The organism is Streptomyces sp. L7 (genome assembly GCF_050990935.1).
Classification (GTDB): Bacteria; Actinomycetota; Actinomycetes; order Actinomycetales; family Microbacteriaceae; genus Leifsonia.
The window spans coordinates 1,308,558-1,334,546 of record NZ_CP194644.1; the positions used below are offsets into that span (position 1 = coordinate 1,308,558).

General features: G+C 69.8%; 27 protein-coding genes, 2 tRNA genes, 1 other RNA gene and 2 pseudogenes. 15 read left to right on the top strand and 17 right to left on the bottom strand.

Translation table 11 applies throughout. The features are described from left to right. Positions 1-87: 87 nt before the first annotated feature. Positions 88-160 (bottom strand) — tRNA-Lys (locus ACR5MH_RS06600). Between the two features lie 122 nt (positions 161-282). Between ACR5MH_RS06600 and ACR5MH_RS06605 the strand changes: the two genes are divergently transcribed. The 9 genes from ACR5MH_RS06605 (at position 283) to ACR5MH_RS06645 (ending at position 9,193) form a co-directional block, all read left to right on the top strand. After that, on the top strand, positions 283-1,086 hold the full coding sequence (locus ACR5MH_RS06605) for an inositol monophosphatase family protein (RefSeq protein WP_431346065.1): 804 nt from the start codon (positions 283-285) through the stop codon (positions 1,084-1,086). Between the two features lie 82 nt (positions 1,087-1,168). Continuing rightward, entirely contained in the window at positions 1,169-2,092 is a 924-nt protein-coding gene (locus ACR5MH_RS06610) for an ABC transporter ATP-binding protein (protein ID WP_433862427.1), read from the top strand. A 2-nt stretch (positions 2,093-2,094) separates the two neighbouring features. Then, positions 2,095-3,336: an ABC transporter permease gene (locus tag ACR5MH_RS06615; RefSeq protein ID WP_431346064.1), complete on the top strand. Its 1,242-nt coding sequence runs from the start codon at positions 2,095-2,097 to the stop codon at positions 3,334-3,336. Continuing rightward, positions 3,336-4,322 carry an NAD(P)H-quinone oxidoreductase gene (locus ACR5MH_RS06620; protein WP_433862428.1) on the top strand — a complete coding sequence of 329 codons (987 nt, stop codon included), beginning with the start codon at positions 3,336-3,338 and terminating at the stop codon, positions 4,320-4,322. The genes ACR5MH_RS06615 and ACR5MH_RS06620 overlap by 1 nt, the downstream gene beginning before the upstream one ends. Before the next feature lie 92 nt (positions 4,323-4,414). Then, the gene (locus tag ACR5MH_RS06625; protein ID WP_431346063.1) at positions 4,415-5,428 is read left to right on the top strand and encodes an adenosine deaminase; all 1,014 of its coding nucleotides are present in this window, start codon (positions 4,415-4,417) and stop codon (positions 5,426-5,428) included. Beyond that, positions 5,416-6,165, top strand: a complete 750-nt coding sequence (locus ACR5MH_RS06630) for an alpha/beta fold hydrolase (RefSeq protein ID WP_431346062.1) — start codon at positions 5,416-5,418, stop codon at positions 6,163-6,165. The genes ACR5MH_RS06625 and ACR5MH_RS06630 overlap by 13 nt, the downstream gene beginning before the upstream one ends. After that, complete coding sequence (locus ACR5MH_RS06635) at positions 6,162-6,305, top strand: hypothetical protein (RefSeq protein ID WP_431346061.1); 144 nt, start codon at positions 6,162-6,164, stop codon at positions 6,303-6,305. Before ACR5MH_RS06630 ends, ACR5MH_RS06635 begins: the two co-directional genes overlap by 4 nt. A gap of 124 nt (positions 6,306-6,429) precedes the next feature. After that, positions 6,430-7,851 (top strand): APC family permease, encoded by a 1,422-nt coding sequence (locus ACR5MH_RS06640; RefSeq protein WP_431346060.1) that lies wholly within the window; start codon positions 6,430-6,432, stop codon positions 7,849-7,851. A gap of 130 nt (positions 7,852-7,981) precedes the next feature. Then, entirely contained in the window at positions 7,982-9,193 is a 1,212-nt protein-coding gene (locus ACR5MH_RS06645; RefSeq protein WP_431346059.1) for a toxic anion resistance protein, read from the top strand. A 34-nt stretch (positions 9,194-9,227) separates the two neighbouring features. On the opposite strand, the gene ACR5MH_RS06650 is transcribed toward ACR5MH_RS06645, so the two are convergent. From ACR5MH_RS06650 to ssrA, 6 genes are all read right to left on the bottom strand, one after another. Then, on the bottom strand, positions 9,228-9,686 hold the full coding sequence (locus tag ACR5MH_RS06650) for a hypothetical protein (protein ID WP_433862429.1): 459 nt from the start codon (positions 9,684-9,686) through the stop codon (positions 9,228-9,230). A gap of 105 nt (positions 9,687-9,791) precedes the next feature. Continuing rightward, positions 9,792-10,052 (bottom strand): hypothetical protein, encoded by a 261-nt coding sequence (locus ACR5MH_RS06655; RefSeq protein WP_431346057.1) that lies wholly within the window; start codon positions 10,050-10,052, stop codon positions 9,792-9,794. Beyond that, a complete protein-coding gene (locus ACR5MH_RS06660) occupies positions 10,049-10,870 on the bottom strand; it encodes a heavy metal-binding domain-containing protein (RefSeq protein WP_431346056.1) in 822 nt (273 codons plus the stop codon). Before ACR5MH_RS06660 ends, ACR5MH_RS06655 begins: the two co-directional genes overlap by 4 nt. Before the next feature lie 27 nt (positions 10,871-10,897). Next, complete coding sequence (locus ACR5MH_RS06665) at positions 10,898-11,827, bottom strand: heavy metal-binding domain-containing protein (RefSeq protein ID WP_431346055.1); 930 nt, start codon at positions 11,825-11,827, stop codon at positions 10,898-10,900. A 59-nt stretch (positions 11,828-11,886) separates the two neighbouring features. After that, positions 11,887-12,303, bottom strand: a complete 417-nt coding sequence (locus ACR5MH_RS06670) for a hypothetical protein (RefSeq protein WP_431346054.1) — start codon at positions 12,301-12,303, stop codon at positions 11,887-11,889. A 250-nt stretch (positions 12,304-12,553) separates the two neighbouring features. After that, positions 12,554-12,948, bottom strand: a transfer-messenger RNA (tmRNA) gene (gene ssrA, locus ACR5MH_RS06675). A 125-nt stretch (positions 12,949-13,073) separates the two neighbouring features. Here ssrA and ACR5MH_RS06680 point away from each other — a divergent pair. Then, entirely contained in the window at positions 13,074-13,739 is a 666-nt protein-coding gene (locus ACR5MH_RS06680; RefSeq protein ID WP_431346053.1) for an SIMPL domain-containing protein, read from the top strand. A gap of 13 nt (positions 13,740-13,752) precedes the next feature. On the opposite strand, the gene ACR5MH_RS06685 is transcribed toward ACR5MH_RS06680, so the two are convergent. From ACR5MH_RS06685 to prfB, 6 genes and pseudogenes are all read right to left on the bottom strand, one after another. After that, positions 13,753-14,415 carry a hypothetical protein gene (locus tag ACR5MH_RS06685; RefSeq protein WP_433862430.1) on the bottom strand — a complete coding sequence of 221 codons (663 nt, stop codon included), beginning with the start codon at positions 14,413-14,415 and terminating at the stop codon, positions 13,753-13,755. A 64-nt stretch (positions 14,416-14,479) separates the two neighbouring features. Next, positions 14,480-15,301, bottom strand: a complete 822-nt coding sequence (locus ACR5MH_RS06690) for a tyrosine-protein phosphatase (protein ID WP_431346051.1) — start codon at positions 15,299-15,301, stop codon at positions 14,480-14,482. A 47-nt stretch (positions 15,302-15,348) separates the two neighbouring features. After that, positions 15,349-15,824 (bottom strand): annotated as a pseudogene (gene smpB, locus ACR5MH_RS06695) (SsrA-binding protein SmpB). A gap of 83 nt (positions 15,825-15,907) precedes the next feature. After that, positions 15,908-16,813 (bottom strand): permease-like cell division protein FtsX, encoded by a 906-nt coding sequence (ftsX, locus tag ACR5MH_RS06700; protein WP_431346050.1) that lies wholly within the window; start codon positions 16,811-16,813, stop codon positions 15,908-15,910. 428 nt (positions 16,814-17,241) lie between these two features. Next, positions 17,242-17,919 (bottom strand): annotated as a pseudogene (gene ftsE, locus ACR5MH_RS06705) (cell division ATP-binding protein FtsE); the annotation flags it as partial. 120 nt (positions 17,920-18,039) lie between these two features. Beyond that, on the bottom strand, positions 18,040-19,152 hold the full coding sequence (gene prfB / locus ACR5MH_RS06710; RefSeq protein ID WP_431346048.1) for a peptide chain release factor 2: 1,113 nt from the start codon (positions 19,150-19,152) through the stop codon (positions 18,040-18,042). Between the two features lie 295 nt (positions 19,153-19,447). On the opposite strand from prfB, the gene ACR5MH_RS06715 reads away from it, so the two are divergent. Next, positions 19,448-19,657: a hypothetical protein gene (locus ACR5MH_RS06715; RefSeq protein WP_431346047.1), complete on the top strand. Its 210-nt coding sequence runs from the start codon at positions 19,448-19,450 to the stop codon at positions 19,655-19,657. Positions 19,658-19,715: 58 nt separating this feature from the next. On the opposite strand, the gene ACR5MH_RS06720 is transcribed toward ACR5MH_RS06715, so the two are convergent. Further along, positions 19,716-20,141 (bottom strand): hypothetical protein, encoded by a 426-nt coding sequence (locus ACR5MH_RS06720; protein ID WP_431346046.1) that lies wholly within the window; start codon positions 20,139-20,141, stop codon positions 19,716-19,718. A gap of 81 nt (positions 20,142-20,222) precedes the next feature. Between ACR5MH_RS06720 and ACR5MH_RS06725 the strand changes: the two genes are divergently transcribed. From ACR5MH_RS06725 to ACR5MH_RS06740, 4 genes are all read left to right on the top strand, one after another. Continuing rightward, entirely contained in the window at positions 20,223-21,515 is a 1,293-nt protein-coding gene (locus ACR5MH_RS06725) for an MFS transporter (RefSeq protein ID WP_431346045.1), read from the top strand. 56 nt (positions 21,516-21,571) lie between these two features. Further along, entirely contained in the window at positions 21,572-22,609 is a 1,038-nt protein-coding gene (locus ACR5MH_RS06730; RefSeq protein ID WP_431346044.1) for an LLM class flavin-dependent oxidoreductase, read from the top strand. A gap of 17 nt (positions 22,610-22,626) precedes the next feature. Continuing rightward, positions 22,627-22,708 (top strand) — tRNA-Leu (locus tag ACR5MH_RS06735). Positions 22,709-22,870: 162 nt separating this feature from the next. Continuing rightward, positions 22,871-23,593: a DedA family protein gene (locus tag ACR5MH_RS06740; RefSeq protein WP_431346043.1), complete on the top strand. Its 723-nt coding sequence runs from the start codon at positions 22,871-22,873 to the stop codon at positions 23,591-23,593. Between the two features lie 17 nt (positions 23,594-23,610). Here the strand turns inward: ACR5MH_RS06740 and ACR5MH_RS06745 are convergent, their stop codons facing one another. The 3 genes from ACR5MH_RS06745 to rph all read right to left on the bottom strand — a co-directional run bounded on the left by ACR5MH_RS06745 (position 23,611) and on the right by rph (position 25,963). Further along, entirely contained in the window at positions 23,611-24,513 is a 903-nt protein-coding gene (locus ACR5MH_RS06745; protein WP_431346042.1) for a cation diffusion facilitator family transporter, read from the bottom strand. Positions 24,514-24,617: 104 nt separating this feature from the next. Further along, positions 24,618-25,217, bottom strand: a complete 600-nt coding sequence (rdgB, locus tag ACR5MH_RS06750) for an RdgB/HAM1 family non-canonical purine NTP pyrophosphatase (protein ID WP_433862431.1) — start codon at positions 25,215-25,217, stop codon at positions 24,618-24,620. Next, complete coding sequence (gene rph, locus ACR5MH_RS06755; RefSeq protein ID WP_433862613.1) at positions 25,217-25,963, bottom strand: ribonuclease PH; 747 nt, start codon at positions 25,961-25,963, stop codon at positions 25,217-25,219. Before rph ends, rdgB begins: the two co-directional genes overlap by 1 nt. Between the last annotated feature and the right edge of the window lie 26 nt (positions 25,964-25,989).

Sequence of the window (25,989 nt, forward strand, 5' to 3'; positions counted from 1 at the left end):
AATCTCGCGTCGCCTCCGTAAACGAAGAAGCCCCCGATCCCAGTGTTTCCAAGGGATCGGGGGCTTCTCGCCACCTGCGGTGTGGGGTGCGCCCCCAGGGACTTGAACCCTGAACCCATTGATTAAGAGTCAATTGCTCTGCCGATTGAGCTAGAGGCGCATTCGCTCCGGTTTCCCGGACCGAGGCTCAACATTAGCATCCGAGTCGGGCGCGACGCCAATCGGGGCGAGCACCTCCCGCAGTCCGGGCGTGTCCTCGCGCCGGGCCGCTAGGCTCCTCGCGTGAACGACGCACGCGACACCGCCCCGCAGCTCTCCGACGACCTGGCGCTCGCGCTGAGGCTCGCCGACCTCGCCGACTCGATCTCCTCCGCGCATTTCCGGGAGCGCGGCCTCCACATCGACACGAAACCCGATCGCACGTTCGTCACGGAAGCCGACCTGGCCGTCGAGCGGGCCATTCGGGAGGCGCTCGCCGCCGAACGGCCGGGCGATGGCATCCTCGGCGAGGAGTACGGCACGGAGGGCGACGCCGCACGGCAATGGATCATCGATCCGATCGACGGCACCTCCAACTATCTGCGCGGCGTCCCGGTGTGGGGCACGCTCATCGCACTCGCCGAGAACGGCAAGCCGGTCGTCGGCGTGGTCAGCTCCCCCGCGCTCGGCAAGCGCTGGTGGGCGGCGGCCGGCACGGGAGCGTGGACGACCGACGCGACGGGCGCCGAGCCGCGGCGGATGCGGGTGTCCGGGGTCGACGACCTCGCGAACGCGTCGATCAGCTTCCAGAGCATCGCGCAGTGGGATCAGGCCGGCTACCTCGACCGCCTCGTCGCCCTCACCAGGCGGGTGTGGCGGGACCGCGCGTACGGCGACATGTGGGCGTACATGCTGCTCGCGGACGGCCTGCTGGACGCGGTCGGTGAGTTCGATGTCAAGACGTACGACCTGGCGGCGCTCATCCCGATCGTGGAGGAGGCGGGCGGCACGTTCACCTCGGTGAACGGTGAGCCCGGGCCGTCGCACGGCTCGTCACTCGCGTCGAACGGCCTGCTCCACACGGCCCTGCTCGACGCGCTCGCGTAGCCGAGCGGGCAACGCCGGACAACACTTTCATAGGATCCGAATCCCGCGACCGCGGCACCCTCCACCCAATAGGCTCGATCGTGTGAACACCCACCCCGACGAGCCCCTAGTGCACATCGCCGGCTTCCGCATGGACTTCGGGCGGACCACTGTCATCCGCGACCTCTCCTTCGACATCGTCCGCGGCGAGACCTTCGGCTTCCTCGGCAGCAACGGGTCGGGCAAGACCACGACCATCCGCGCGCTGCTCGGCATCTACCAGCCGACCGCTGGCGTCCTACACATCGACGGCAAGGACTTCTCCCCGGAGGCCGGGGAGCGGCTCGGCTACCTCCCCGAGGAGCGCGGCCTCTACAAGAAGGAATCCGTCATCGACGTGATGGTCTACTTCGGCCGGCTGAAGGGTCTGGGCGCCGAGAAGGCGCGGCGCTGGTCGAGCGAGTACCTCGAGCGCGTCGGCATCGGCGACAAGGAGAAGGTCCGGCTCGACAAGCTCTCGGGCGGCCAGCAGCAGAAGGTGCAGCTCGGCGTCACGATCATGAACCAGCCCGAGCTGCTCATCCTCGACGAGCCGACGAAGGGCTTCGACCCGGTCAACCGGCGTCTCCTCATGGACATCATCGACGACCAGAAGCGCGCCGGCTCCACCGTGATGATGGTGACCCACCAGATGGAGGAGCTCGAGCGGCTCTGCGACCGCGTCATCCTCCTCAAGGACGGCGTCTCGCGCGCCTACGGCACGGTCTCCGAGGTGCAGGAGCAGTTCGGCGGCACGGTCGTCCACGTGGACCACGACGGCACGATCCCCGCCTCCCCCGCCTACCGCATCGCGAAGGACGAGGACGGCCGCGCCGAGCTGGAGGTCGCGAACGACGCCGACACCGCCGCGATCCTGCGCGGCCTGGTGGACGCCGGCCTCCACATCACGCGCTTCGCCCCCACCCGCAAATCCCTGGACGACATCTTCGTCGAGGTCTACGGCGCCGAGAGCCGCCAGGAGGACTGAGCATGGCCCGCCACAACCTCGCCACCGTCATCGGGTTCGAGTTCACCCGCACGATCAAGAAGCGCAGCTTCTGGGCCGTGACGCTCATCCTGCCGATCCTGGTCTTCGGGCTGGGGGCGCTCGTCATCTCGGCGAACGTCTCCAGCGCCAACACTGCCGACCGGCAGAAGAACGAGCGCTTCGACTTCCTCTACGTCGACGCGTCCGGCCTGGTCGACCCTGCCGTCGCGGCCGGGTACGGCGGCAAGGAGGTCGCGAGCAGCTCCGCGGGCGTCGAGGAGGTGCAGATCGGCGGCACTCCGGCCTTCTTCGACTACCCGGCCGACCCGTCCAAGCAGACGATCAAGGTCTACGGCGCCGACGCCGGCGTCTTCTCCAACAGCAAGTACTCCGCCGTCGCCCAGTCGCTCCTGGCGACGAGTGTGGAGCAGAAGCTGAACAGCCCGGTCGACGTCGCGATCCTGCGCGGAGAGACGAACACCTCCACCACCACGTTCAAGGACGGCGCGATCGCGCCCGGCTTCCAGGGCATCGTGCCGCCGCTGATCTTCCTGGCCGCATTCTTCGTCGTGATCGTCTTCCTCGGCAACCAGATGCTCAACTCGACGCTGGAGGAGAAGGAGAACCGGGTCACGGAGATGATCCTGACGACGATCAACCCGACGAACCTCCTGGTCGGCAAGGTGGTGTCGCTGTTCGCGGTCGGCATCATCCAGATCGCGGTGTTCGCGTTGCCGGTCGTGATCGGCTACCTGTTCTTCCGCGACCAGCTCGCCATCCCGAACTTCGACCTGAGCTCGCTGGTGTTCGATCCGCAGAAGATGATCGTCGGCGCACTGATCACGATCGGCGGGTTCGCACTGTTCACCGGGACGCTCGTCGCCGTCGGCGCGGTGATGCCGACCGCGAAGGACGCCGCACCGTTCTTCTCGGTCGTCATTTTCGCCGTCGTCATCCCGATCTACGCGTCCAGCTATGCGGTCAGCACACCGGAGGCGCCGATCGTGCAGGTCCTGGCGTTCTTCCCGTACACGGCGCCGATCACCGCGCTCATCCTCAACGCGTTCGGGTCGCTGCCGCTCTGGCAGGCGATCGTGATCATCGTCGAGCTGTTCGCTCTCTCGTACGTCGTGCTCCGGCTGGCGGTGCGGCTGTTCCGCTACGGATCGATCGAGTATTCGAGCAAGGTGCGCATCCGGGATGTGCTGGGGCGCAAGCCCGCAGCGGGATCGGCGGTCCGCTGATGCGCGCCGTTGTCGTGCCGCAGCCGGGCGACGCGGAGGTGCTCACCGTCGCCGATGTCCCCGAACCCCAGCCCGGGCCCGGCGAGGTCCGCATCCGGGTGATCGCGGCCGGGCTGAACGGCGCCGACCTCAGCCAGCGCCGCGGCTTCTACCCCTCGCCGCCCGGCGCCCCGGAGTGGCCCGGCCTCGAGGTGTCCGGCGTCATCGAGGCGGTCGGCGCAGAGGTCGAGTCCGGGCGCTGGAGCGAGGGCGAGCTGGTCTGCGCGCTGCTGCCCGGCGGCGGCTACGCCGAGTACGTCACGGTGGACGCCGGGCTCGTGCTCCCGATCCCACCCGGTGTGGACCCCGTGGAGGCCGCCGGGCTTCCCGAGGTCGCCGCGACGGTCTGGTCGAACGTGTTCGACCTCGGCGCGCTCGCACCCGGCGAGACCCTGCTGGTCCACGGCGGCTCCAGCGGCATCGGCAGCATGGCCATCCAGCTCGCGCACGCGCTGGGCTCGCCGGTGATCGCGACCGCGGGGAGCCCTGAGAAGGCCGCTTTCTGCCGCGGCCTCGGCGCGGACGCCGCCGTCGACTACCGCACCGACGACTTCGTGGAAGCGGTGCGCGCCTTCACCGACGGCCGCGGCGCCGACGTCGTCCTCGACATCGTCGGCGGCGCGTACATCGCCCGAGACCTGGAGGCCCTCGCGACCGGCGGCCGCATCATGTCGATCGCGGTGCGCGACCGCACCCCGGCAACGGTGGACATGGGTCTCCTGATGCGCAAGCGCGCCCGCCTCCAGGGCACGACGCTGCGCGCGCGCCCGCTCGCCGAACGGGTAGCCGTCATCGCCGCCGTGCGCGAGCACGTCTGGCCGCTGCTGGAGTCCGGCGAGGTGCACCCGGTCATCGACTCGGTGTTCCCGCTGGCGGACGCGCCCCAGGCGCACCGGAGGATGGAATCGTCCGCGCACCTCGGGAAGATCCTGCTGCGCGTCTCCTGACCCCCGCATCCACCGCGGCCGCGAGCGGTGTCGTGGAGGATGAGTCGGCGGACGACGACCACCCGTCCCGCGTTCGGTGGGAGGATCGAACCATGACCACGCCGCCCTCCGACGACGCCCTGCTCACCGTGCCGAAGGCTGAGCTCCACCTCCACATCGAGGGCACCCTCGAACCCGACCTGGCGTTCGAGCTGGCCGGGCGCAACGGGGTGGACCTGCCGTACGCCTCCGTCGAGGAGCTCGCCGCACAGTACGACTTCTCCGACCTGCAGTCGTTCCTCGACCTGTACTACGCGACGATGGCCGTGCTGCGCACAGAGGACGACTTCGCCGAGCTCACCCGGCGTTACCTCCGCACGGCCGCCGCGGAGGGCGTTCGGCACGCCGAGCTGTTCTTCGACCCGCAGGCGCACGTGTCTCGCGGCGTCCCGATCGAGGCGGTCGTGGACGGGATCAGCGCGGCGCTGGCGGAGGCCGAGCGCGACGCCGGGATGTCGGGCGGCCTCATCCTGTGCTTCCTGCGCGACCAGCCGGTGGAGTCCGCCGACGCCATCCTCTCGGCCGCGCTCACCCGGCCCGAGCGGCTGCTCGGGGTCGGGCTGGACTCGGCCGAGGTCGGCTATCCGCCTGAGTTGTTCACCGACGTGTTCGCGCGGGCGAAGGATGCGGGGCTGCACGCGGTGGCGCACGCGGGCGAGGAGGGGCCGCCCTCGTACATCGTGCAGGCGCTCGACCTGCTCGGCGTGGAGCGCGTCGACCACGGCATCCGGGCGGCCGAGGATCCGGAGCTGATGGCGCGCCTGGCCGCCGACGGCATCCCGCTGACCGTGTGCCCGCTCTCCAATGTCCGCTTGCGCACCGTCCCCGACCTGAGCGCCCACCCGCTGCTGCGGCTGGACGCCGCCGGTGTCCGCGTCACCGTGAACTCGGACGACCCTGCCTACTTCGGCGGCTACATCGGCGACAACTACCTCGCGATCCGGGACGCCCTCGGGGTCACGACCGAGCAGGCCGAGCGGTTCGCGCGCACCTCCATCGACGCCTCGTTCGCGACCGCCGAGCGGAAGGCCGAACTGCAGGCCGAGGTCGACGCGTGGCGGAGCTGACCGGAGGCCGGGTCGGGAGCATCACCCGGCCGGACGGCCGCGCGGTGCGGTTCTTCGACACCGCAGACGCGCGAGCCGCAGCCGCCCCGGTAGACGCGAACGCCGCAGTGGATGCCGGCGCCCCCGTCGTGGTCTGGCACCACGGCACCCCGCAGACCGGGGCCGTCATCCAGCCGGTCGCGGAGGCGGCCGCCGCCCGCGGCCTCCGGGTCGTCTCGGTCGCCCGGCCCGGCTACCCGGGCTCCGACGCCCTGACCGGGCGCACCGTCGCCGACGCGGCCGCCGATGTGCTCGCCGTCCTCGACGCGCTCGGTGTCGACCGCTTCGCCACGCTCGGCGCCTCCGGCGGCGGCCCGCACGCGCTCGCCTGCGCGGCGCTCGCCCCGGCACGGGTGTCCGCGGTCGTGTCCTTCGCCGCGATCGCTCCGTACGGAGGCGACATCGGCTGGTTCGCCGGGATGGCGGACCCGGGCGGCCTGCGCGCCGCGCTCGCCGGCCGGGACGCCCGCGCGGCGTATGCCGAGATCGCCGAGTTCGAACCGGAGTCGTTCACCGACCGCGACTACGAGACCCTGCAGGGGGCGTGGGCCGCGCTCGGAGCCGACGCCGGAGCCGGTGCGGCCGAGGGGCCGGCGGGCGAAGTGGACGACGACCTCGCCTACGTCGCCCCGTGGGGTGTGGAGCTCGGCGCCGTGACCGCCCCGACCCTCCTCGTGCAGGGGGACGCGACCGCGTGATCCCCGCCACGCACGCCGGCTGGATGCTGGAACGGCTCCGCCGCGGCGAGCTCTGGCTCCGGCCGCGCGAAGGTCACGTCTCGGTGCTGACGGCGCTCCCCGTAGCGTTGGACTGGGTGGTCGCGACCTCCGCCCACTGATCGAGGCGCTCACCTTTCTGTGGGTCCTTTCAGAAAAGCGCTCTTCTCCTGCTAGGGTCGCGGGACGTCGATCGGCTGGGCCGCTACAGGGCACGCGCCGTCGACGTTCTGCGAAGGAGAGCCCATGACGACGACGTCCACTGCGCCCGCACCCGCGCCCGCGCGCTCCGGCACACTGCGCCGCAACCTGGGGCTGTGGGCCATCGTCGGCCTCGGCCTCGGGTACATGACGCCGACCGTCGTCTTCGACACCTTCGGCATCGTCTCCGACGAGACCAGCGGCGCCGTCCCCGCTGCCTACCTCGTCGCGCTCATCGTGATGATGTTCACCGCGGTCAGCTACGGCGCGATGGCCGGCGCCATCCCGAGCGCCGGGTCGGCGTACACCTACGTGCGGGAGTCCCTCCACCCGAACCTCGGCTTCATGGTCGGCTGGACGTCCCTCATCGACTACGTGCTGCTGCCGATGGTGAACTGCCTGATCATCCGGCTCTACCTGGAGCAGGTCTTCCCGGGCGTCCCCGGCTGGATCTGGGTCGTGCTCTACTGCGCGGCCGTCACGACGCTCATCTTCTTCACGATGCGCGGCACCTCGAACATCAACATGATCCTGCTCGTGTTCGCCGTCGTCGTGATGACGGTCTTCGTCGCGATGGTGGTCGCCCAGCTCGCGAACGGCGCGGGCGACGGAACGGTCGCCTCGGTCAAGCCCTTCTTCCACGACGGCGTCACGCTGTCGGCGGTGCTCACCGGGGCGACGGTCGTCTGCTTCTCGTTCATCGGCTTCGACGCGGTGACCATGTACGCCGAGGAGGCCACGAGCCCGAAGGTCATGCCGCGGGCGATCCTGCTGACGGTGGTGATCGGCGGGGCGATCTTCCTCGTCGCCGGGTTCTTCACGCAGCTCCGGTTCCCGACGAACGCGCCGTTCGGCGAGTTCACCGACGACCCGCTCCCCCAGATCGGCCTCATCGTCGGCGGCCCGGTCTTCCAGGCGATCTTCGTCTCGGCCGGGTTCGCGGCGACGCTCGCCTCCGGCCTGGCGTCGCACGCGTCGGTGTCGCGGATGCTGCTGGTGATGGGTCGCAACAACGTCCTCCCCCGCCGGTTCTTCGCCTACATCGATCCCAAGACACACACGCCGACGCTGAACATCGTGCTGGTGGGTGCGATCTGCCTGCTCGCGATGTCGTTCTCGCTGGAGCTGATCTCGGCCTTCATCAACTTCGGCGCGCTGATCGCCTTCACCTTCGTGAACGTCTCGGTGATCGCGTGGTTCGCGATCCGCCAGGGCCGGCGCAGGACGTTCGGCGACATTGTGCGCTTCATCGTCCTCCCCGGGATCGGCATGCTGCTCACCGGGATCCTGTGGGCGAATCTGCACGCGGACGCGCTGATCGGCGGCCTGATCTGGACGGCGATCGGCTTCGCGTACCTGCTCGTGCTCACACGCGGCTTCCGCCGCCGCGCGGCCGCGTTCGACGAGAACCAGCCGGTCACCGGGTTCACGGCGGCGGTCGGGGAGGACCGGGAGCCGTCGGCGTAGGACGGCCCGCACGCACCTGCGAGTCACCCGAACCGCGCGCCCCCACCGCACTGTTCGTTCTAGTGTTGGCTCAAGTGTCTTGTCGTCGGGCGCCGCACCGTTTCGCGCCCGACCCCGGGGAGGAGAACCGATGTCCGAGCTCGACCTCAACCAGCCGTTGACGCCTCCGGATCAGCCGGCGGCCGGGGTGAGCCTCACGCCGCCCGCCGCGGTGCCGGAGGTCGGCGGCGACCAGGCCGTCGGGATGGTGGCCGTGCCGGCCGACAAGCGGGCCGAACTCGCGGCCAAGGCGGACGAGTTCGTCGCCGGGCTCGCCGGGGTGGAGCCGGGCAGTCCCGAGTTCACGCGTCGTGTCGACGAGATCGCGCGGATGGGCGTGCAGGAGATCCGGTCCTCCTCCGAGGTGTCCAACCGCATGCTGCAGCGCCCGGAGTCCTCACTCGCCGCGGCCCGCGGTCGCGGCGGCCCGTCCGACCCGCAGACGCAGGTGGCGCAGACGCTGCAGCAGCTGCGCACGACGATCACCGACCTCGACCCCGGTCACGCGAACCTCGCCGGCTCCAAAGGCTTCTTCGGGAAACTGCCGGGCGGCAAGTCGCTGATGCGCTACTTCGAGCGGTACCAGCCGGCGCAGAAGCAGCTCGACGCGATCATCACCGCGCTCATCTCCGGCCAGGACGCCCTCCTCAAGGACAACGCCGCCATCGACCTGGAGCGCACCAACCTGTGGGCGACGATGGGCAAGCTCGGCGAGTACACCACGCTCGCGAAGGCCCTCGACGACTCGATCGAGGCGCGCGCCGCAGAGCTTCGCGCGACCGACCCGCGCCGTGCCGACGCGCTGGTCGCCGACGCGCTGTTCCCCATCCGACAGCGCCGCCAGGACCTGACGACGCAAATCGCCGTCTCCGTGCAGGGCTACCTCGCGCTCGACGCCATCCGCAAGAACAACCTGGAGCTGATCAAGGGCGTCGAGCGCGCCCGCACGACCACGGTCGCGGCGCTCCGCACCGCGATCATCGTCGCGCAGGCGCTCGGCAACCAGGAGCTGGTGCTCGACCAGATCAGCGCGCTCAACGACGCGACGAACTCCATGATCGACCGCACCGGCGAACTGCTGCGCCAGCAGACGGCGCGCGTCCACGAGGACGCCGTATCCACCGGCGTCAGCCTGGAGACGCTGCAGCACGCCTTCGACAACGTGTTCGCGACGATGGACTCCATCGACAGCTACCGCGTGAAGGCGGTCGAGAGCATGGCGAAGACGGTGGACGCGCTCGAGCAGCAGGTGTCCCGCTCCCGCAGCTACCTGGAGCGGTCGCACTCGAACACGAGCGGTTGACGCGGCGGACGGGCGGCTCGCGCGAGCGGCCTGCTCAGGGCAGGTCGAGTCGCGACGCCCCGAACCGCTCCGACAGGAACCGCCCGTTGACCAGCAGCGCCGACGCGTCGTGCTCGACCGCGGCGTCCCGCATCCGCTTCGCCGCGCGCTCCAGCTCCGTGAGCTGCCCGACCAGCGCCGCCGCGGCGGTCGTCCCGTCCGGGAAGACGTGGTCGGCCGCCCAGTCCGCCGGCAGCGACAGGTACGCGCGCAGGGTGTCGGGGAGGTAGACGGTCGCCGTCCGCCGCACCACGACCTCCGGCTCGCCCTGCCCGGCGACCCGCGCGAGGGCGTCGATGAGGAGGTCCCCGATCCGCCTCGACCAGGGCGACGGCCTCGTCCGGCACCCGGTGGCCGAGGCGCGCGGGCAGCGTCCGGAGGTCGCCCTCGATCGCGGTGTCCCGTACGTGGATCTCCGACCCGGCGGGCTCCAGGCCCAGGGTCTGCAACGCACGCGAGGAGGTGGCGGCGTCTCCGGCGGCCTCCGCGGCGAGCGCGGCGACCCGGCCCGCGAACGCGGTGAGCCAGTCCCCGAGGCCGAGCGGGCGGCGGGCGATCGTCACGCCGCCGTAGACGCGGTGCACCTCCCCTTCCAGTGCGGGCCAGGCTCGTAGCCGAGCGTCAGGGTCTCCTCCGTGCCGATCAGGCTGACCCGGGAGATCGCCCCCGGCCTCCCGGAGACGCGGTCGGCGAGGGTCCGCTTCCGCTCGACTACCAGCACCCGGGCGGCCAGCACCGGCGGCAGGGCGCGCCCGACGCTCTCGACCAGGTCGGTCAAGAACGTCTGCGGGTCGGCTGCCGCCTCGGCGGGCTCGGTCATCGTCCGCCGTCGGTGAGCGGGAGGACGAGGTTCGGTGTTGCGATGACGTGGTCGTCGCGCAGCGGGCGGACCGCCGTGCCGATGGCGAAGAACTCGGTGGTGTGGCCTCCCCAGCGGTGCGGCAGCGACAGGAGCTGGACGCCGACGACGCCCTCCGCGTCGAGTGCCTCCGCCTCGGCCTGCATGCGGCCCATCGCGAGCTCGCGGGCGTCGTAGAGCGCCTCGGTGAAGGCGGTGATCTCCACGTTCGAACCGAGGTTGTTCACGGTCGCCAGCATGCCCTGGTGGGCGATGTGGTACACGCAGGTGCCCATCACGAGACCCTGCGGGACGTAGCCGGACTGGATGAGCGTCCAGAAGTCCTGACCGGACAGGTCGGAGGTGAACGGCATCCGCTTGTTGTTGCGCCAGGTGCCGGTCGGCGGCTTCTCGTCGGCGACGACGGCCGTGCCGACCGCGACGAACTCGGCGAGGTCGTTGCCGTACTCCTTGAACTCGATTTCGAGGCGCACGCCGACGATCCCGTCTGCGCCGAGCGCGTCCGCCTCGGCCTCCATGCGGGTCATGGCGAGCTCACGAGCGTGGTACATCGCCTGACTCAGCTTCTCGAGTTCCATGTTCTTGCTCCACTTACGAGCCTGGATGCCCACATGGTAAACGCTGGAGCCGAGCACGAGGCCGACAGGCCGGAATCCCGCCTGCCGGACGAGGAGGAACTCGTTCACCGACAGGTCGGAGGTGAACAGCCGCGCTCGGCCGTCGGCGAGGCGGGCCCGCGCGTCGCTGGGAAGGGTGACGCTGGAGAGCGGGTCGGACACGGCGGTTCCTCTCGGGTGGTGGTGGACTCAGGCCCGCGAGCGCAGGTCGCTGAGCGGGATCACGGTGGTCACGGCGGACAGCTCGGCGCGGCGGCTGTAGCGCGGGACGGGGATCAGGATAGTCCCGATCACGGTCGCCTCGGCGTGGAGGTCCTTCTCCTCGCCGCAGGGTGTCCCGAACTCCCACAGGTCGAGGTCGGTCACGACGAGCTGGGCGCCCGCGGCAGCGGTGGCGCGCCTCTCCAGCCGGTGCAGGGCCTCCGCGCGCGCCGCCCGGACCAGCTCGGTCATCCCCGTCACCTCGCCGTTCACCCAGCTCGACCGCTGGGTGCGCAGCTCATAGTCCTCGTGCTTGGTGGAGACGGAGATTCCGAGCAGCAGCTCGCCGGGCGCGTACCCGCTGAGGACGGCTGAGGCCGTGTCCTCGACGGTCAGGTTCGTGCTCCACACGTCGCCGCGGTTCTTCGGGTACGGCACGAGCAGCGGGTCGTCGGACCGCACAGCCGTGCCGAGCGCTGTGTACTCCCACGCCGATCCGTCGAGCCGGGTGCGCTGGACGGTGACGCCGACCACCCCGTGCGCTCCGAGCGCACGGGCCTCGGCGAGCATCCGCCGCACGGCGCCGTACCAGGCGGACTCGTACGCCTTCACGTAGGGGGCGAATCCGCCGTACGTGCTTCCACCGGAGGTCGTGACCGGTGACCTCCAGGCCGCGCGGTTCAGCATCGTGGACGGACCGACCGTCGGCCCGGTCATGCTCCACCAGGCGCAGCCGGTGCCGGTCCAGCCGAGGTTGACGACGATGCCGCCGAAGACCTCGCCGACCGGGAGGAGGCCTGCGGTGCGCGCCGCGGCCGCCGCCGGGGCGGAGAAGAGCGAGGACCGCACTCCGCTCGCGGCCTGCTGCTCCACGCGCGAGCGCGCGGCCGAGGGAAGGCCGTCGGGAGAGTGGGTCACGCGCTCATCCAACCACGTCCGCGGTCCCGAGGCGCGCAGCACCGGAGGCTCGCGGCGCGTCAGCCTCCGACGGCCGTGCGGAGGAGCTGAGCGACGCGCTGCTTGTCGGCGTCGACCAGTTTGGTCAGGGCGAACCCGACCGGCCACACGTTGCCGTCGTCCAGGGTGGCGGGCTGCTGGAACTCGATCGTGGCGTAGCGGATCTTGAACTTGGACCCCGGCTTGAACGCGACGACCACCCTGCCATCGGCATCGGCGTAGGCCGGCATCCCGTACCAGGTCTTCGCCGCGAGCGCGGTGTTGTCCTTCACGAGCTGGTGGAACGCCTCCGCGAGCTCCTTGTCGGTGCCGGTCATCGCCGCGATCGCCTCTTCGCACGCCGCTGCCGCGTCGGCGCCCGCCTGCTGGGCCTTCTTCTCGGCGACCGTGGCGCGGATCGCCGCCTTCTCCTCTTTGCTGAACGTGGTGTCGGCCATGGTGTCCCCTTCGTGAGCGAATCGTGCCGGTGATCGGCTGGGACTCAATCTACGATCGCGGGAGGTGGTGCGCTTCTCGAAAACTGCTCGATCGTGGGGGGACGGTGCGCCTTCGAGTCACTCGGCCGTCGTGCGCACCGGACACAGAGCCAGCGGCGAGCCGCGCCTCGAGCGCGTCGCCGCGAGCGCGACACCGACACCGGCACCGAAGTGTCAAGGAACCCTCAACAACGCGCGACGACGACCGATCCGGTGGAGATGGGGGGAATCGAACCCCCGTCCACTGCTGTGGTCATGTGCCTTCTACGGGCGTAGCCAGTTAAGTCGCTTTCTCAGCCCCGGAACTTGTCTCTGGCACCTGCTCCGACGGGCTCAGTATCAGTTGGAGTCCCTCTGCGCCCTGATGCTCAACGCAGAAGCAAGTCTTCTAGCTGACGCCAGGATCCGGGTAGAAGACAGTTCCCGGTCTGACGGTCTCTTCAGTGGCGAAGGGGAACTTACGCCGCGAGGGCGAAGTCGGCCTTGGCCGAGACAGTGCTCTTGTTATTGGCACTTATTTTTTCGCATGGATCGTTTACGAGATAACCATGCATCCTCGACCCGCTTCTCACACTCTCGCAGACAATGTCGAAACCGATCATCCCCGTGCGACGGCCGTGAGGCCGGGTCGTCATCGCGCGCTGTTGAGTTGTCCAGATACACGCCGCTCCTGGCGGCGAGCTTCTTATCTTACAACAACACAACCCCCTCTTCTATGCCACGATCGGTGGATGGCCGACACCATCATCACCGTGCAGGGCGAGTACGAGCTGACGCATCCGGCCGAGCGGGGAGCGGTGCGGCTGAGCGTCGCCTACGAGGGCGAGCAGCGCGACGAGACACTCGCGCTCACCACCCGGCGGCACGCCTCCCTCGCCTCCGAGCTGCGCGAGCTGCACAACCCGCAGACCGGCCCGGTGACAGCGTGGGCCTCCGACCGGCTCCGGGTCTGGGGCGACCGGCCGTGGAACCAGGACGGCCGGCGGCTCGCGCCTGTGTACCACGCGGAGATCGGGTTGGACGTCACCTTCAGCGAGCTGACTGCGCTCTCCGACTGGGTGGGCGTGGTCTCCCTCCTCGACGGCCTCACGATCCAGGGCGTCACCTGGAGCCTGACGGAGGCGCGGCGCCAGTCGATCACGCAGGAGGCGCGGCGGCGGGCGGTGGAGAACGCGGTGGCCAAGGCGACCGTGTACGCGACCAGCCTCGGCCTGACCTCGGTGAAGCCGCTCGCGCTCAGCGACCCGGGGATGCTCGGCGACGGGCCGTCGAACGGTCAGCCGCAGCCGCTCCAGGCCCGCGCGATGTCCGCCGATTTCGGCGGCGCGACGCTCGCGCTGAAGCCGGAGGACATCACGGTCGCGGTGCAGGTGCACGCGCGGTTCGCGGCGTCCTGAGAGGACACCGGTCTCAGCTGCTCGGCTTCGGCGTCGGCGTGGGGCTCGACTGCCCCGGACGCAGCGGGAGGTCGGCGACGTTGAGGATTCGGATCGCCGTCACGGTGCTGCCCGAGCGGGTTCCGACGACGATCACCTGGTCGCCGACGGCGAAGTCGGACGCCTTCTGCGTCTGGCCGGGCGCGCCGTATGCCGTGGAGGACGAGGTGTCGACGGTCAGGGTGACGCCGCGCTGAGTCGTGATGGTCCAGGTCGACCCGGCGATCTGCGTCACGGTGCCGCTGACGACGCCCTTCGCAATCGGCCCCTCGTCATGGCGGCCGCCCTGCCCGGAGCCGTTGCCCATACCCTTCTGGCCGGGGAACCGCGGAGCGCCCGGCTTCACCTGAGCCGGGCCGCGGCCTCCGTCGTGCAGGAGCCGGGAGACCGGCGAACCGGCGTGGAAGACGACCGAGCCCACCGCGAACGCACCGGCGCCGGCGATGCCGAACAGCACGATCACGCCGAGAACGAGCGTCGAGATGGCGAAGGCCAGCCCGTGGCGCTTGTAGAACGGCTCCCCTGCCGGCCGTGCAGGCGTGCCGTACTGCGGGGGCTGCGCTCCATACGGGTGCCCGGGCTGCGGAGGCACCTGCTGCTGCGGATACAGCGGCTCCGTGGGCTGGTTCTCGTCCATACTCACAAGAACACCCGATCCAACCGCGATCCCGCTGAACGCCGGTTATGCCTTCGATGTGAACTCACGCCGGCTCCACCAGCACCGAGCGCAGCTTCGCCAGCTCCAGCTCGTCGAGCCCGGTGCGAATCAGGTACTCCCGGACGCTCCCGAACCGGCGCTCCACCAGGTCGAGCGCCTCCTCGAGCGCCTCGGGCGGGCTGCCGCCGAGGATGATGCGGAGGTCGGGCGTGACCTCCACCCCGTGGCTGCGCACCAGCTCGATCATCCCGTCCAGCCAGGGGCCGCGGAGGTTGGCCTGCGTCGCCGCGTAGTCCGCGAGGACGAGCTCGCGCTCGACGCCGACGGCGAGCAGCGCGAGTGCGACCACAATGCCGGTGCGGTCCTTGCCGGCCGTGCAGTGCACGACGACGGCCTCCGCGCCGGTGTCCGCGATCTCCCGCAGCGCGGTCACGACGACGTCGCCGTGCTGCAGCAGGATCTTCTCGTACAGCCCCACCAGCGTGATGCCGATGGTGGACTGCGACGCACCGGAGCCCTCGAACACCGGGAGGTGGAGGTGCTGGAGGCCGAGCCCGGCGATGTCGTCGGGCATCACGGAGACTTCGAAGTGGTCGCGCAGGTCGATCACGACGCGCACGTCGAGGTCCCGCAGCGCCTGCCGCCCCTCGTCGCCGAGCCGCGCGAGCCCGTCCGAGCGGAACAGCTTGCCGCGGCGCACCGCGCCCTCCGGGACCGGGTACCCGCCCGCGTCGCGGAAGTTGTAGGTGCCGTTCACCGGGATGCGCTCGGCGACGACGCCCGTCGCTCCACGGCCGGTCGCTCCACGGCCGGTCGCTCCACGGCCCGTCGCGTAGGCGCTCATCGCCTCGTCGTCGATGCTCATGCCCTCATCCTGCCACCCGGCGCCGACAGCGGGCCGAGCGGAGCCGGTCACTCGCCGAGATGACGCCTGCTGGACATCGCCCGTTCGGCTTCGCGGTTGTCCTGGCGCTCGCGCAGGGCCTGGCGCTTGTCGTACTCGCGCTTGCCCTTGGCGACCGCGATCTCGACCTTCGCGCGCCCGTCGCTGAAGTAGATCTGCAGCGGGACGATCGTGTAGCCGCCCTGCTTGACCTTGTTCTCGATCTTGACGATCTGCGCCTTGTGCAGCAGGAGCTTGCGCTTACGGCGCGGGGCATGGTTGTTCCAGGTGCCGTCCAGGTACTCGGGGATGTGCACGGCGTCGAGCCAGGCTTCTCCCCGTCGACGAACGCGTAGCCGTCGACCAGCGACGCCCGCCCCTCGCGCAGCGACTTCACCTCGGTGCCGGTGAGCACGAGGCCCGCCTCGTAGGTGTCCTCGATGGTGTAGTCGTGGCGCGCTCGGCGATTGGTGGCCACGACCTTCTGGCCACGTTCCCTGGGCACAGCGTCTCCTGACGTCGAAGATGGTGCTGCCCGGCACAACGCCGGGCAGCAGACCAGTCTATCGGGTCAACCCCGCACCGCGCTCAGACGCGCAGGTACCGCTTGATCGCGAAATTCGCGGAGGCCGCCGCCAGCACCACGCCGACCACGATCAGCAGCGGGATCACCAGCCAGCCCTGATCCATCCCGACGAAGTTGATCGACGGGATCTTCGGGCCGAGGAAGCCGCGCACGAAGTACTGCACCAGCAGCCAGATCACCACACAACTCAGGATCGAGCCGATCAGCGCGGCGATCACGCCCTCGATGATGAACGGGGTCTGGATGAAGCGGTTGGACGCGCCGACCAGCCGCATGATCCCGATCTCCCTTCGGCGGGAGAACGCCGACAGCCGGATCGTTGTCGCGATCAGCAGCACCGCGGCCACCAGCATCAGGATGGCGATGCCGATCGCTGTCAGGCTCGCCGCGTTGAGGATGTTGAAGATCTGGTCGAGGTAGCTGCGCTGGTCCACGACGCTCTGCACGCCCGGCGAACTGGACAGCGTCTCGGTCAGCACGTCGGAGCGGTTCGGGTCCTTGAGGTTCACCCAGAACGTCTGCGGGATCATGTCCGGCGTGACGTAGTTCGCGATCTGGTTGCCCTTGAACTGCTGCTTGAACTGCTCGTAGCCCTGCTTCTGGTCCTGGAAGTAGAACTTCTGGATGTAGGGGGCGATCTCCGGAGACTGGAGCTGTTTCTTGACGGCCTCCACGGTCTGCGGGGTCGCAGCGCCGCCCGGGCAGTTGTCGGTCTCGGTGCACATGTACACGGCGACCTGGGCGCGGTCGTACCAGTACGTCTTCATCTGCGCGATCTGCAACTGGAGCAGCGCGGCCGTGCCGACGAAGGTCAACGAGATGAAGGTGACGAGCACGACGGAGACGACCATCGAGAGGTTGCGGCGCAGGCCGTTGCCGACCTCGGACCAGATGAGCCCGAATCTCATTTCGTGGGCCCCACATTCTGTTCGCCGTCGCGGTCGGACGCGTCGCGCAGTCCGCTCAGGTCGAGGTTGGCGGTGAAGTTCAGGTGGTCCGGGAGGTCCTCGCCCGCGGAGGCGGGCACGGAGACCGGGACGGGCGCCGGAACGGCCGGGGCCGGCGCGGGAGCCTCCTGCGCGGGGGCGGGCGGCTGATACGCCGGGGGCTGCTGGTAGGCCGGGGGCTGGTACGTCGGAGGCTGCTGCACCGGCCCGGTTCCTCCCACCGGGACAGGTCCCGTGGGGTTGGCGACCGGCGCGTGCGGACGCGTCATCGGCTCGGAGGGTGCCGGCGCGGCAGCGGCGGCCGACACCGGCGCGGGAGCAGTGGTCGGCACCGCAGAGGTCACCAACCCCTCCGCGGTCGGCCGCGGCAGCGGAATGGCGGAGGTCACACCGTATCCGCCGTGCTGCTCGTCGCGGACGATCTGTCCGCCGACCAGCTCGATCACGCGCTGCTTCATCTGGTCGACGATCGCGGCCTCGTGTGTGGCCATCAGCACCGTGGTGCCGCCGGCGTTGATCTGGGCGAGCACCGACATGATCCCGGCGCTGGTGGCGGGGTCGAGGTTGCCGGTCGGCTCGTCGGCGAGGAGGATCTGCGGCTTGTTGACGACGGCGCGCGCGATCGCGACGCGCTGCTGCTCACCGCCGGAGAGCTCGTGCGGGAGGCGCTGCGCCTTGCCGTCGAGTCCGACCATCGCGAGCACGTCGGGCACGGCCTCCTGGATGAAGCCGCGCGATTTGCCGATCACCTGGAGGGTGAAGGCGACGTTCTGGAAGACGGTCTTGTTCGGCAGGAGGCGGAAGTCCTGGAACACCACGCCGATGTTGCGGCGGAAGTACGGGACCTTGCGCGACGAGATCGTGCCGAGGTCCTGGCCCAGCACATGGATGGCGCCCTTGCTCGGCCGCTCCTCCTTGAGGATCAGTCGGAGGCAGCTCGACTTGCCCGAGCCGGACGCGCCGACGAGGAAGACGAACTCGCCGCGGAGCACCTCGAGGTTGATGCCGTTGAGCGCAGGGCGCGCTGTTCCCGCGTACTGCTTGGATACGTGTTCGAACCGGATCATGACTGTTAGAGACTAAGCAACTCTTCCGCGATCCACAGTAGCGACATGCCCGCGAGCCGCAAGCCTGACAGTCCCCGGCACACGCGCTGGGCGCGCGCGACGGGAGGCCTGTGTCCCGGGCTAGTCCTCGTTCTTGGAGCCGGCGCGCCAGCGGATGCCCGCCGCGATGAAGCCGTCCAGGTCGCCGTCGAACACCGATGCCGGGTTGCCGGACTCGTAGCCCGTGCGCAGATCCTTGACGAGTTGCTGGCCGTAGAGGAAGTAGGAGCGCATCTGGTCGCCCCAGCTCGCGGTGATGGTGCCGGCGAGCTCCTTCTTCTTGGCGGCCTCCTCCTCCTTCTGCAGCAGGAGCAGGCGGGTCTGGAGGACGCGCATGGCGGCGGCGCGGTTCTGGATCTGCGACTTCTCGTTCTGCATCGAGACGACGATGCCCGTCGGGAGGTGCGTGATGCGCACCGCGGAGTCGGTCGTGTTGACCGACTGGCCGCCGGGGCCTGAGGAGCGGAACACGTCGACGCGGATGTCGCCCTCGGGGACTTCGACCGCCGTGGCCTCCTCCATCAGGGGGATGACCTCCACCGCGGCGAAGGACGTCTGGCGCTTGTCCGCCGACCCGAACGGGCTGATCCGGGCGAGCCGGTGCGTGCCGGCCTCGACCGAGAGCGTGCCGAACGCGTACGGCGCCTCGACCTCGAAGGTGGCCGACTTGATTCCGGCGCCCTCGGCGTAGGAGGTGTCCATGACCTTCACCGGGTACTTGTGCTGCTCCGCCCAGCGCAGGTACATACGCATGAGCATCTCGGCGAAGTCGGTGGCGTCGTCGCCGCCGGCGCCGGAGCGGATGGTGACGATCGCCGAGCGCTCGTCGTACTCGCCGCTCAGCAGCGTCTGCACCTCGAGGTCGCCCAGCGTCTTCTGGAGGGACTCCAGCTCGGCGCGGGCCTCGGCGGCGGACTCCTCGTCGTCGCCCTCGTTGGCGAGCTCGACGAGCACCTCGAGGTCGTCGAGGCGCCGCTCCACGGAGGTGATGCGGCCGAGCTCGGCCTGCCGGTGGCTGAGCGCACTGGTGACCTTCTGCGCGTTCGTCGTGTCATCCCAGAGGTCGGGCGCCCCCGCCTTCTCGCTGAGGTCGGCGATGTCGGCGCGGAGCTTCTCGACGTTGACGACGGCGACGATGTCGGAGAGGGTCGAGCGGAGCTCCGCGATCTGCGGGGAGAGGTCAAGTTCGATCATGGCGTCCCCCAGCCTACCGGCTGGCGTTCCGGGCGGGATTGTGGGCCGGTGTCGCCAGCGTGCGCTCGTAGGGTCTGTCGATGAGACCGAGCTTTCAGTAATATAGATTTATTATTTCTGTGAACTCCCACACATGCGACACCTGAACGCGGTAAACCTGAAGTGCGGAGACTCTACGTACGGGTACAAGCACATCCGAGCCGAACACGAATCCCAGTGGCAGGACGTTCTCAACACGGCGCGGGCGCGGGGATGGCAGTCGGCTCAGTATGGTGTCGAGTCGTGGGACGATTTGATGTCCGGAGTCACCGCCGGTGTCGTGGCCGACCCCGGCTACGGGCTGACCAAGAAGTCGGTGTCGAACAAATGGTGTACCAAGACCACCTTCGGACTCTGGGACAGCGCTCAGAAAGCGATCATCTACGACTTTGGGGTTGAGACCGCCTGGGCATCGGATAGCGACAGGCTGATCACGTCCTTCCCGTCAACGCGGAAAGTCTGCTGACGGCAAAGGGTCGGCGTCATCGCTCGCAATGCGCCGACCCCTTCCTTTGATGAACCTGTCAACCGGCCCGATGTTCAGCGACGACTACGGCCGTGTCCCAAACTTCTCGGGTCAGCCAGGCCGCGAGTTCGTCTCCTCGCTCGCTCCAGGCCTGCTGGTCTTCCGGGTCGCGCCATCCTTCGCCCGGCCCCACGGCGGCTTCCCACTCGTCGTACCAGCGACGCAAAGCACTCACGAGTTCTTCGCTCAGCCCGTACTCGTCAGGCGTCGCGGTATACCCAGCGCACGTGTCCCACAACGGCCAGTCGTGGCAATGATCGGGAAAGAATCTGATCGTGCGCAGTTCTCCAGCGCGTCTTTTCGCGCTCCGGGCGATCGTTGCCTCGACCGTTGAGTAGGAAGGCACGGGAAGTTCTTCCTGGGTGGTCGGATCGACGGCCCGACCCCACTCGGTTTCCTGATGCGTCAGCCTCTCGGAGTCCATGCTGAACAGGCTATCCTCCCGCCCAGCGCCGATGCCGAGGGCCGCTGCGACTGCACCCGACAGTTGTACTGTGTTAAGCAAATGACTTCCGACGAGCGCCCGTTCTCCTTCCGCTCCGTCGCCCTCGCCGCCTTCCTGCCGACACTGCTCTTCTCGATCGGCGAGGGGGCGATCATCCCGATCATCCCCATCGCCGCCGGCAACCTCGGCGCGACGCTGGCGATGGCCGGCTTCATCGCGTCGATGCTGATGCTCGGCGAGCTGGCGGGCGACATCCCGAGCGGGTGGGTGGTCTCGCGGATCGGTGAGCGGACCGCCATGATCGGCGCCGCGGCCGTCGCGGTGGCGGGCGTAATCGTGTGCCTGCTCGCACCGAACTACTGGGTGCTCATGGTCGGCATCTTCGTGGTCGGGCTCGCGACCGCTGTCTTCGCCCTCGCCCGGCACGCGTTCATGACCACCTACGTGCCGGTGCGCTACCGGGCTCGCGCGCTCTCCACGCTCGGGGGCATCTTCCGCGCCGGCTGGTTCGTCGGACCGCTGATCGCGTCCGCCGTGATCGCGGCGATCGGCTCGACGCAGTCGGTGTTCTGGATCTTCATCGTGAGCTGCCTCGGCTCCGTGACCGTCCTGCTGGTGCTGCCGGATCCCGAGCGGATGTTCGGCCCCGCCCCGACCGCCCCCGGGCACGGCGGCGAGCAGTTGACCGAAGGCGAGGAGGACGCGGACGAGCGAACCCGTGGGCTGTTCGCGACGATCTGGGCGTTCCGCGGCGTCCTCGCGCGGATGGGCACCGGCATCTCCCTCGTCGCCGCCGTCCGGTCGGCGCGGACCGTCCTGCTGCCGCTCTGGGCCGTCTCGATCGGGCTGAGCGAGGCGAACACCGCGCTCATCATCGGGCTCGCCGGCGCCGTCGACTTCGCGCTCTTCTACGCCAGCGGTCAGCTCATGGACCGGTTCGGCCGGATGTGGAGCGTCGTGCCGTCCATGCTGGGCCTGGGCGCCGGCTTCCTCGTGCTGTCGTTCAGTCACGACCTCCCGGGCGCTGTGGCCTGGTACATCGGCGTCTCGCTGTTCCTCGCCTTCGCGAACGGCATCGGATCGGGCATCATCATGACGCTCGGGGCCGACCTGGCGCCGAAGGAGAGCCCCGCGGCGTTCCTCGGCGCGTGGCGGTTCACGGGCGACGCCGGCCAGGCCGCCGCACCACTGGTGGTGTCGCTGCTGACCGGGCTGGTGTCGATCGCGTTCGCGAGCGGGGTGATGGGGGTGCTGGGGCTGGTCGGCGCCGGGCTGCTGGCCCGGTTCATCCCGCGCTACATCCCGCGCCGGCCGCGGCCGGCAAAAGGGGGCGCGGAGGGGCTGACGGAATAGCCCCGGCTCCCGTACCGTTCGACTCGTATGCATACGCATCGAATAGGAGAACGGACATGGCCGCACGGCTGGAACTCGGGATCGACACGTTCGGCGACGTCACGCTCGACGCCGACGGCAATCCGCTGCCGCACGCGCAGGTGCTGCGCAATGTCGTCGCGGAGGGCGTGCAGGCCGATCAGGCCGGCCTCCACTTCATCGGCATCGGCGAGCACCACCGCAAGGACTTCTCCGTCGCGGCTCCGGAGGTCGTGCTCGCGGCGATCGCGGGCCAGACCGAGCGCATCCACCTCGGCTCCGCGGTCACGGTGCTGAGCTCGGACGACCCGGTGCGGGTGTTCCAGCGGTTCGCGACGCTCGACGGCGTCTCGAACGGCCGCGCGGAGGTCATCCTCGGCCGCGGCTCGTTCATCGAGTCGTTCCCGCTGTTCGGCTTCGACCTCGGCCAGTACGAGGAGCTCTTCGACGAGAAGCTCGACCTGTTCGCCGCCATCCGGCAGCAGGAGCCGGTGACCTGGAACGGCACGCTGCGGCCGTCGCTCACCGGGCAGTCCGTCTATCCACCGGTCGAGCACGGCCTCCTGAAGACCTGGATCGGCGTGGGCGGCAGCCCGGAGTCGGTGGTGCGGGCGGCGCGCTACGGCCTCCCGCTCATGGTCGCGATCATTGGCGGCGGCCCGATGCGCTTCCAGCCGCTGACCCAGCTCTACCGCAACGCGCTCGAGCAGTTCGGCCACGACACCGACCTCCCGATCGGCGTGCACTCCCCCGGCTTCGTCGCCGAGACCGACCGGGAGGCCAAGGACCTGCTCTGGCCGCACTGGGAGGCCATGACCAACCGGATCGGCCGCGAGCGCGGCTGGCCGCCCGCGACCCGCGCGCGCTTCGAGCACGAGGCGGCCGAGGACGGCGCCCTCGTCGTCGGCTCGCCGGAGACGGTCGCACAGAAGATCGCCTACGCCGCGCGCGGCCTCGGCCTCACCCGATTCGACGTCAAGGTCAGCAACGGCACCCTCGGCCACGAGCACATCATGCGCGCCATCGACCTGCTCGGCCGCGAGGTCGCGCCGCGCGTGGATGAGCTATTGTCGTAGCCGCGCCCAGCGCGACCGCGGGAGTGGTGAAACTGGCAGACACGCAGGATTTAGGTTCCTGTGCTTCACGGCGTGAGGGTTCGAGTCCCTTCTCCCGCACCTCATCGTCCGTCCAGGGGATGAACACCGACCGCATTCAGCAAGTCCACAGCGTGATGTTCGCCGGGAGTCCCCGGGTTCGCACGGTTCGTGGAGGTTCCGCCCACTAAACTCAGGGCTGAATCCGCCCCGCGAACTCTCGCACCCGAATCCTGGAGACACGTGATCCATCACGCCGGCCTCATCCCCTGGCTCGACCCCACCACGATCATCGCCGCGGCCGGGCCGTGGGCGCTGCTCGTGGTGTGCGGCATCGTGTTCGCGGAGACAGGGCTCCTGGTCGGCTTCCTGCTGCCCGGTGACACCCTGCTGGTGATCTCCGGCCTGCTCACCCACACCTCGCGCGTCTTCGGCGTCGACATCTGGTGGGTCTGCCTGGCGATCGCGTTCGCGGCGTTCCTCGGCGGCGAGGCCGGCTATCTGATCGGGCACAAGGCCGGTCCGCGCGTGTTCGAACGCAAGGAGACCGGCCTGTTCAGCATGGAGAACGTGCGGCGCACCAATGCGTTCTTCGACCGGTTCGGCGCGCTCGCTGTCATCCTGGCCCGGTTCGTTCCGATCGTGCGCACGTTCGCCCCGGTCGCCGCGGGCGTCGGGCACATGAACTACAAGAAGTACTCGCTCTTCAACGCGATCGGCGCGCTGCTCTGGGGCGCCGGGCTGACGCTGTTCGGCTTCCTCATCGGCTACATCCCGCCGATCGCGAACTTCGTCACCCACTACATCGACATGATCCTCATCGGTGCGGTGGTGATCACGCTCATCCCGACGCTCTTCCACTACGTCCAGTCGCTGCGAAAGGCGAAGAAGAAGCGCCAGGAGGCCGAGACCGCGGCTCCCACCGAAGCCGACCTCCCCGACCCGCACCCCACCCCCGACGTCTGACGCCGAGGGGCCGCCGCTCAGCGGTGGAACTCGTCCTCGTGCGCGGCGTGCTCGGCCGGCTCGAGCTGGAACGTCGAGTGCTCGACGTCGAAATGCTTCGCCAGGCAGCCGGAGAGCTCGTCCAGCAGCTCCCCCGTTGCGCCGGAGCGGAACACCCCCGCGTCGACCACGACGTGCGCGGTGAACACCGGCGCGCCCGAGGTGATCGCCCAGACGTGCACGTCGTGCACCGCGACGACGCCCGGGGTCCCGAGGATGTGGTCGCGGATCTCCGCCACGTCCGTGTCCGCGGGCGCCGCCTCGCTGAGCACGCGGACCACGTCGCGCAGCAGCAGCACCGCGCGCGGGACGATGAACGCGGCGATCAGCAGCGACGCGATGGCGTCGGCCGGGGCGAAACCGGTGAACATGATCACGAGCGCCGCGACGATGACCGTCAGCGAACCGATCAGATCGCCGAACACCTCCAGATAGGCGCCGCGCATGTTGATCGAGTGATCCGCGGCGGGACGCAGCAGCAGGAGGGCGCCGAGGTTCGCGACCAGGCCGATGACGGCGACCACGAGCATGGGGCCGGACTGGACGTGCGACTCCCCCGACACGAGCCGCCCGATCGCGCCGATGGTCACGAACACCGCGACCACGACGAGGATCAGCCCGTTGATGAGCGCGCCGAAGACCTCGGCCCGGCGGTAGCCGAACGTCTGCCGGTCGGTCGCCGGACGCGCCGCCACGATGGTGGCCATGAGCGCGACGACCAGGCCGGTCAGATCGCTCAGCATGTGGCCGGCGTCGGCGAGCAGCGCCAGCGATCCGCTCAGCCACGCGCCGACGACCTGGACGACGAGCACCGCGGCGACGATCCCGATGGCGATCAGGAGCCGGTTGCGGTTGGCGGAGTGGCCGTGGTCATGACTCATGGTTCTTCTACGGTAGGTCGAAGTCGTCGCGGCGTGCCAGCACGGCGGCTAGATAGGAATGAGTGCCGTTCTCATTCTCAGTGCGCCGCAGCCCAGCACGCCACTCAGCGGGCAGCCGCGACCAGCTCCCGCAGGGCGGGGACGATGGCGGCGAAGGCCCGCGAGCGGTGGCTCTCGGCGTTCTTGACCTCGGGACCGAGCTCCGCCGCCGTGGCGTCGTGTCCCTCCGGCACGAAGATCGGGTCGTAGCCGTGGCCGTGCTCGCCGCGCGCCTCGTGCGCGATGCTCCCCGGCCAGATCCCCTCGACCACGGTCTCCCGCCCGTTCGGCGACACCAGTGCCAGCGTCGCGGTGAAGTGCGCCGCGCGCGTGCCGTCCGGGAGGTCGGCGAGCTGGTCGAGCAGCAGCCGGAGGTTGGCCTGCGCGTCGCCGTGCCGCCCTGCCCAGCGCGCGGAGAAGATCCCCGGAGCGCCGCCCATCGCGTCCACGCAGATGCCGGAGTCGTCCGCCAGCGCGGGCAGTCCGGTGTGCGCGGCCGCGGACCGCGCCTTGATCAGTGCGTTCGCCTCGAACGTCACGCCGTCCTCCACCGGCTCCGGACCGTCGTAGCCGACGATCTCGAGGCCCGGCACGGCGTCCCCGAGGATCTGCTGGAACTCGCGCGCCTTGTGCGGGTTGTGCGTGGCGAGGACGACGCGGACCATCAGCCCTCGATGCCGAGCGCCGACGACTCCAGCGCCGCGCGCTGCACAGCGGCCAGCTCTGTCGTGCCGCCGAGCGCCAGGTCGAGGAGGGAGTTCAGCTCGGCGCGGTCGAAGGGCGCGCCCTCCGCGGTGCCCTGCACCTCCACGAACAGGCCGCGGCCGGTGACGACGACGTTCATGTCGGTCTCGGCGCGGACGTCCTCGACATAGGCCAGGTCGAGCATCGGCGTCCCGTCGATGATGCCCACGGACACCGCGGAGACCGAGTCGATCAGCGGGGCGGCCTTCTGGCCGATGAAGCGGTGCTCGCGGCCCCACTCCAGCGCGTCGGCGAGGGCCACATAGGCGCCGGTGATCGCGGCGGTGCGGGTGCCCCCGTCGGCCTGCAGCACGTCGCAGTCGATCACGATCGTGTTCTCGCCCAGCGCCTTCATGTCCACCACCGCGCGGAGGCTGCGGCCGATCAGCCGGCTGATCTCGTGGGTGCGGCCGCCGATCCGGCCCTTGACCGACTCCCGGTCCATGCGCTCGTTCGTGGAGCGCGGCAGCATGGCGTACTCGGCGGTGACCCAGCCCTTGCCCTTGCCCGTCATCCAGCGCGGCACGCCGTTCGTGAAGGAGGCCGTGCAGAGCACGCGCGTGTTGCCGAACGAGACCAGCGCCGAGCCCTCGGCCTGGCGGCTCCAGCCGCGCTCGATGGTGACGGGCCGGAGCCCGTCGGGGGTGCGGCCGTCCGCGCGGGTGATGTCGGTCACAGTTCTCTCCTCGGTCG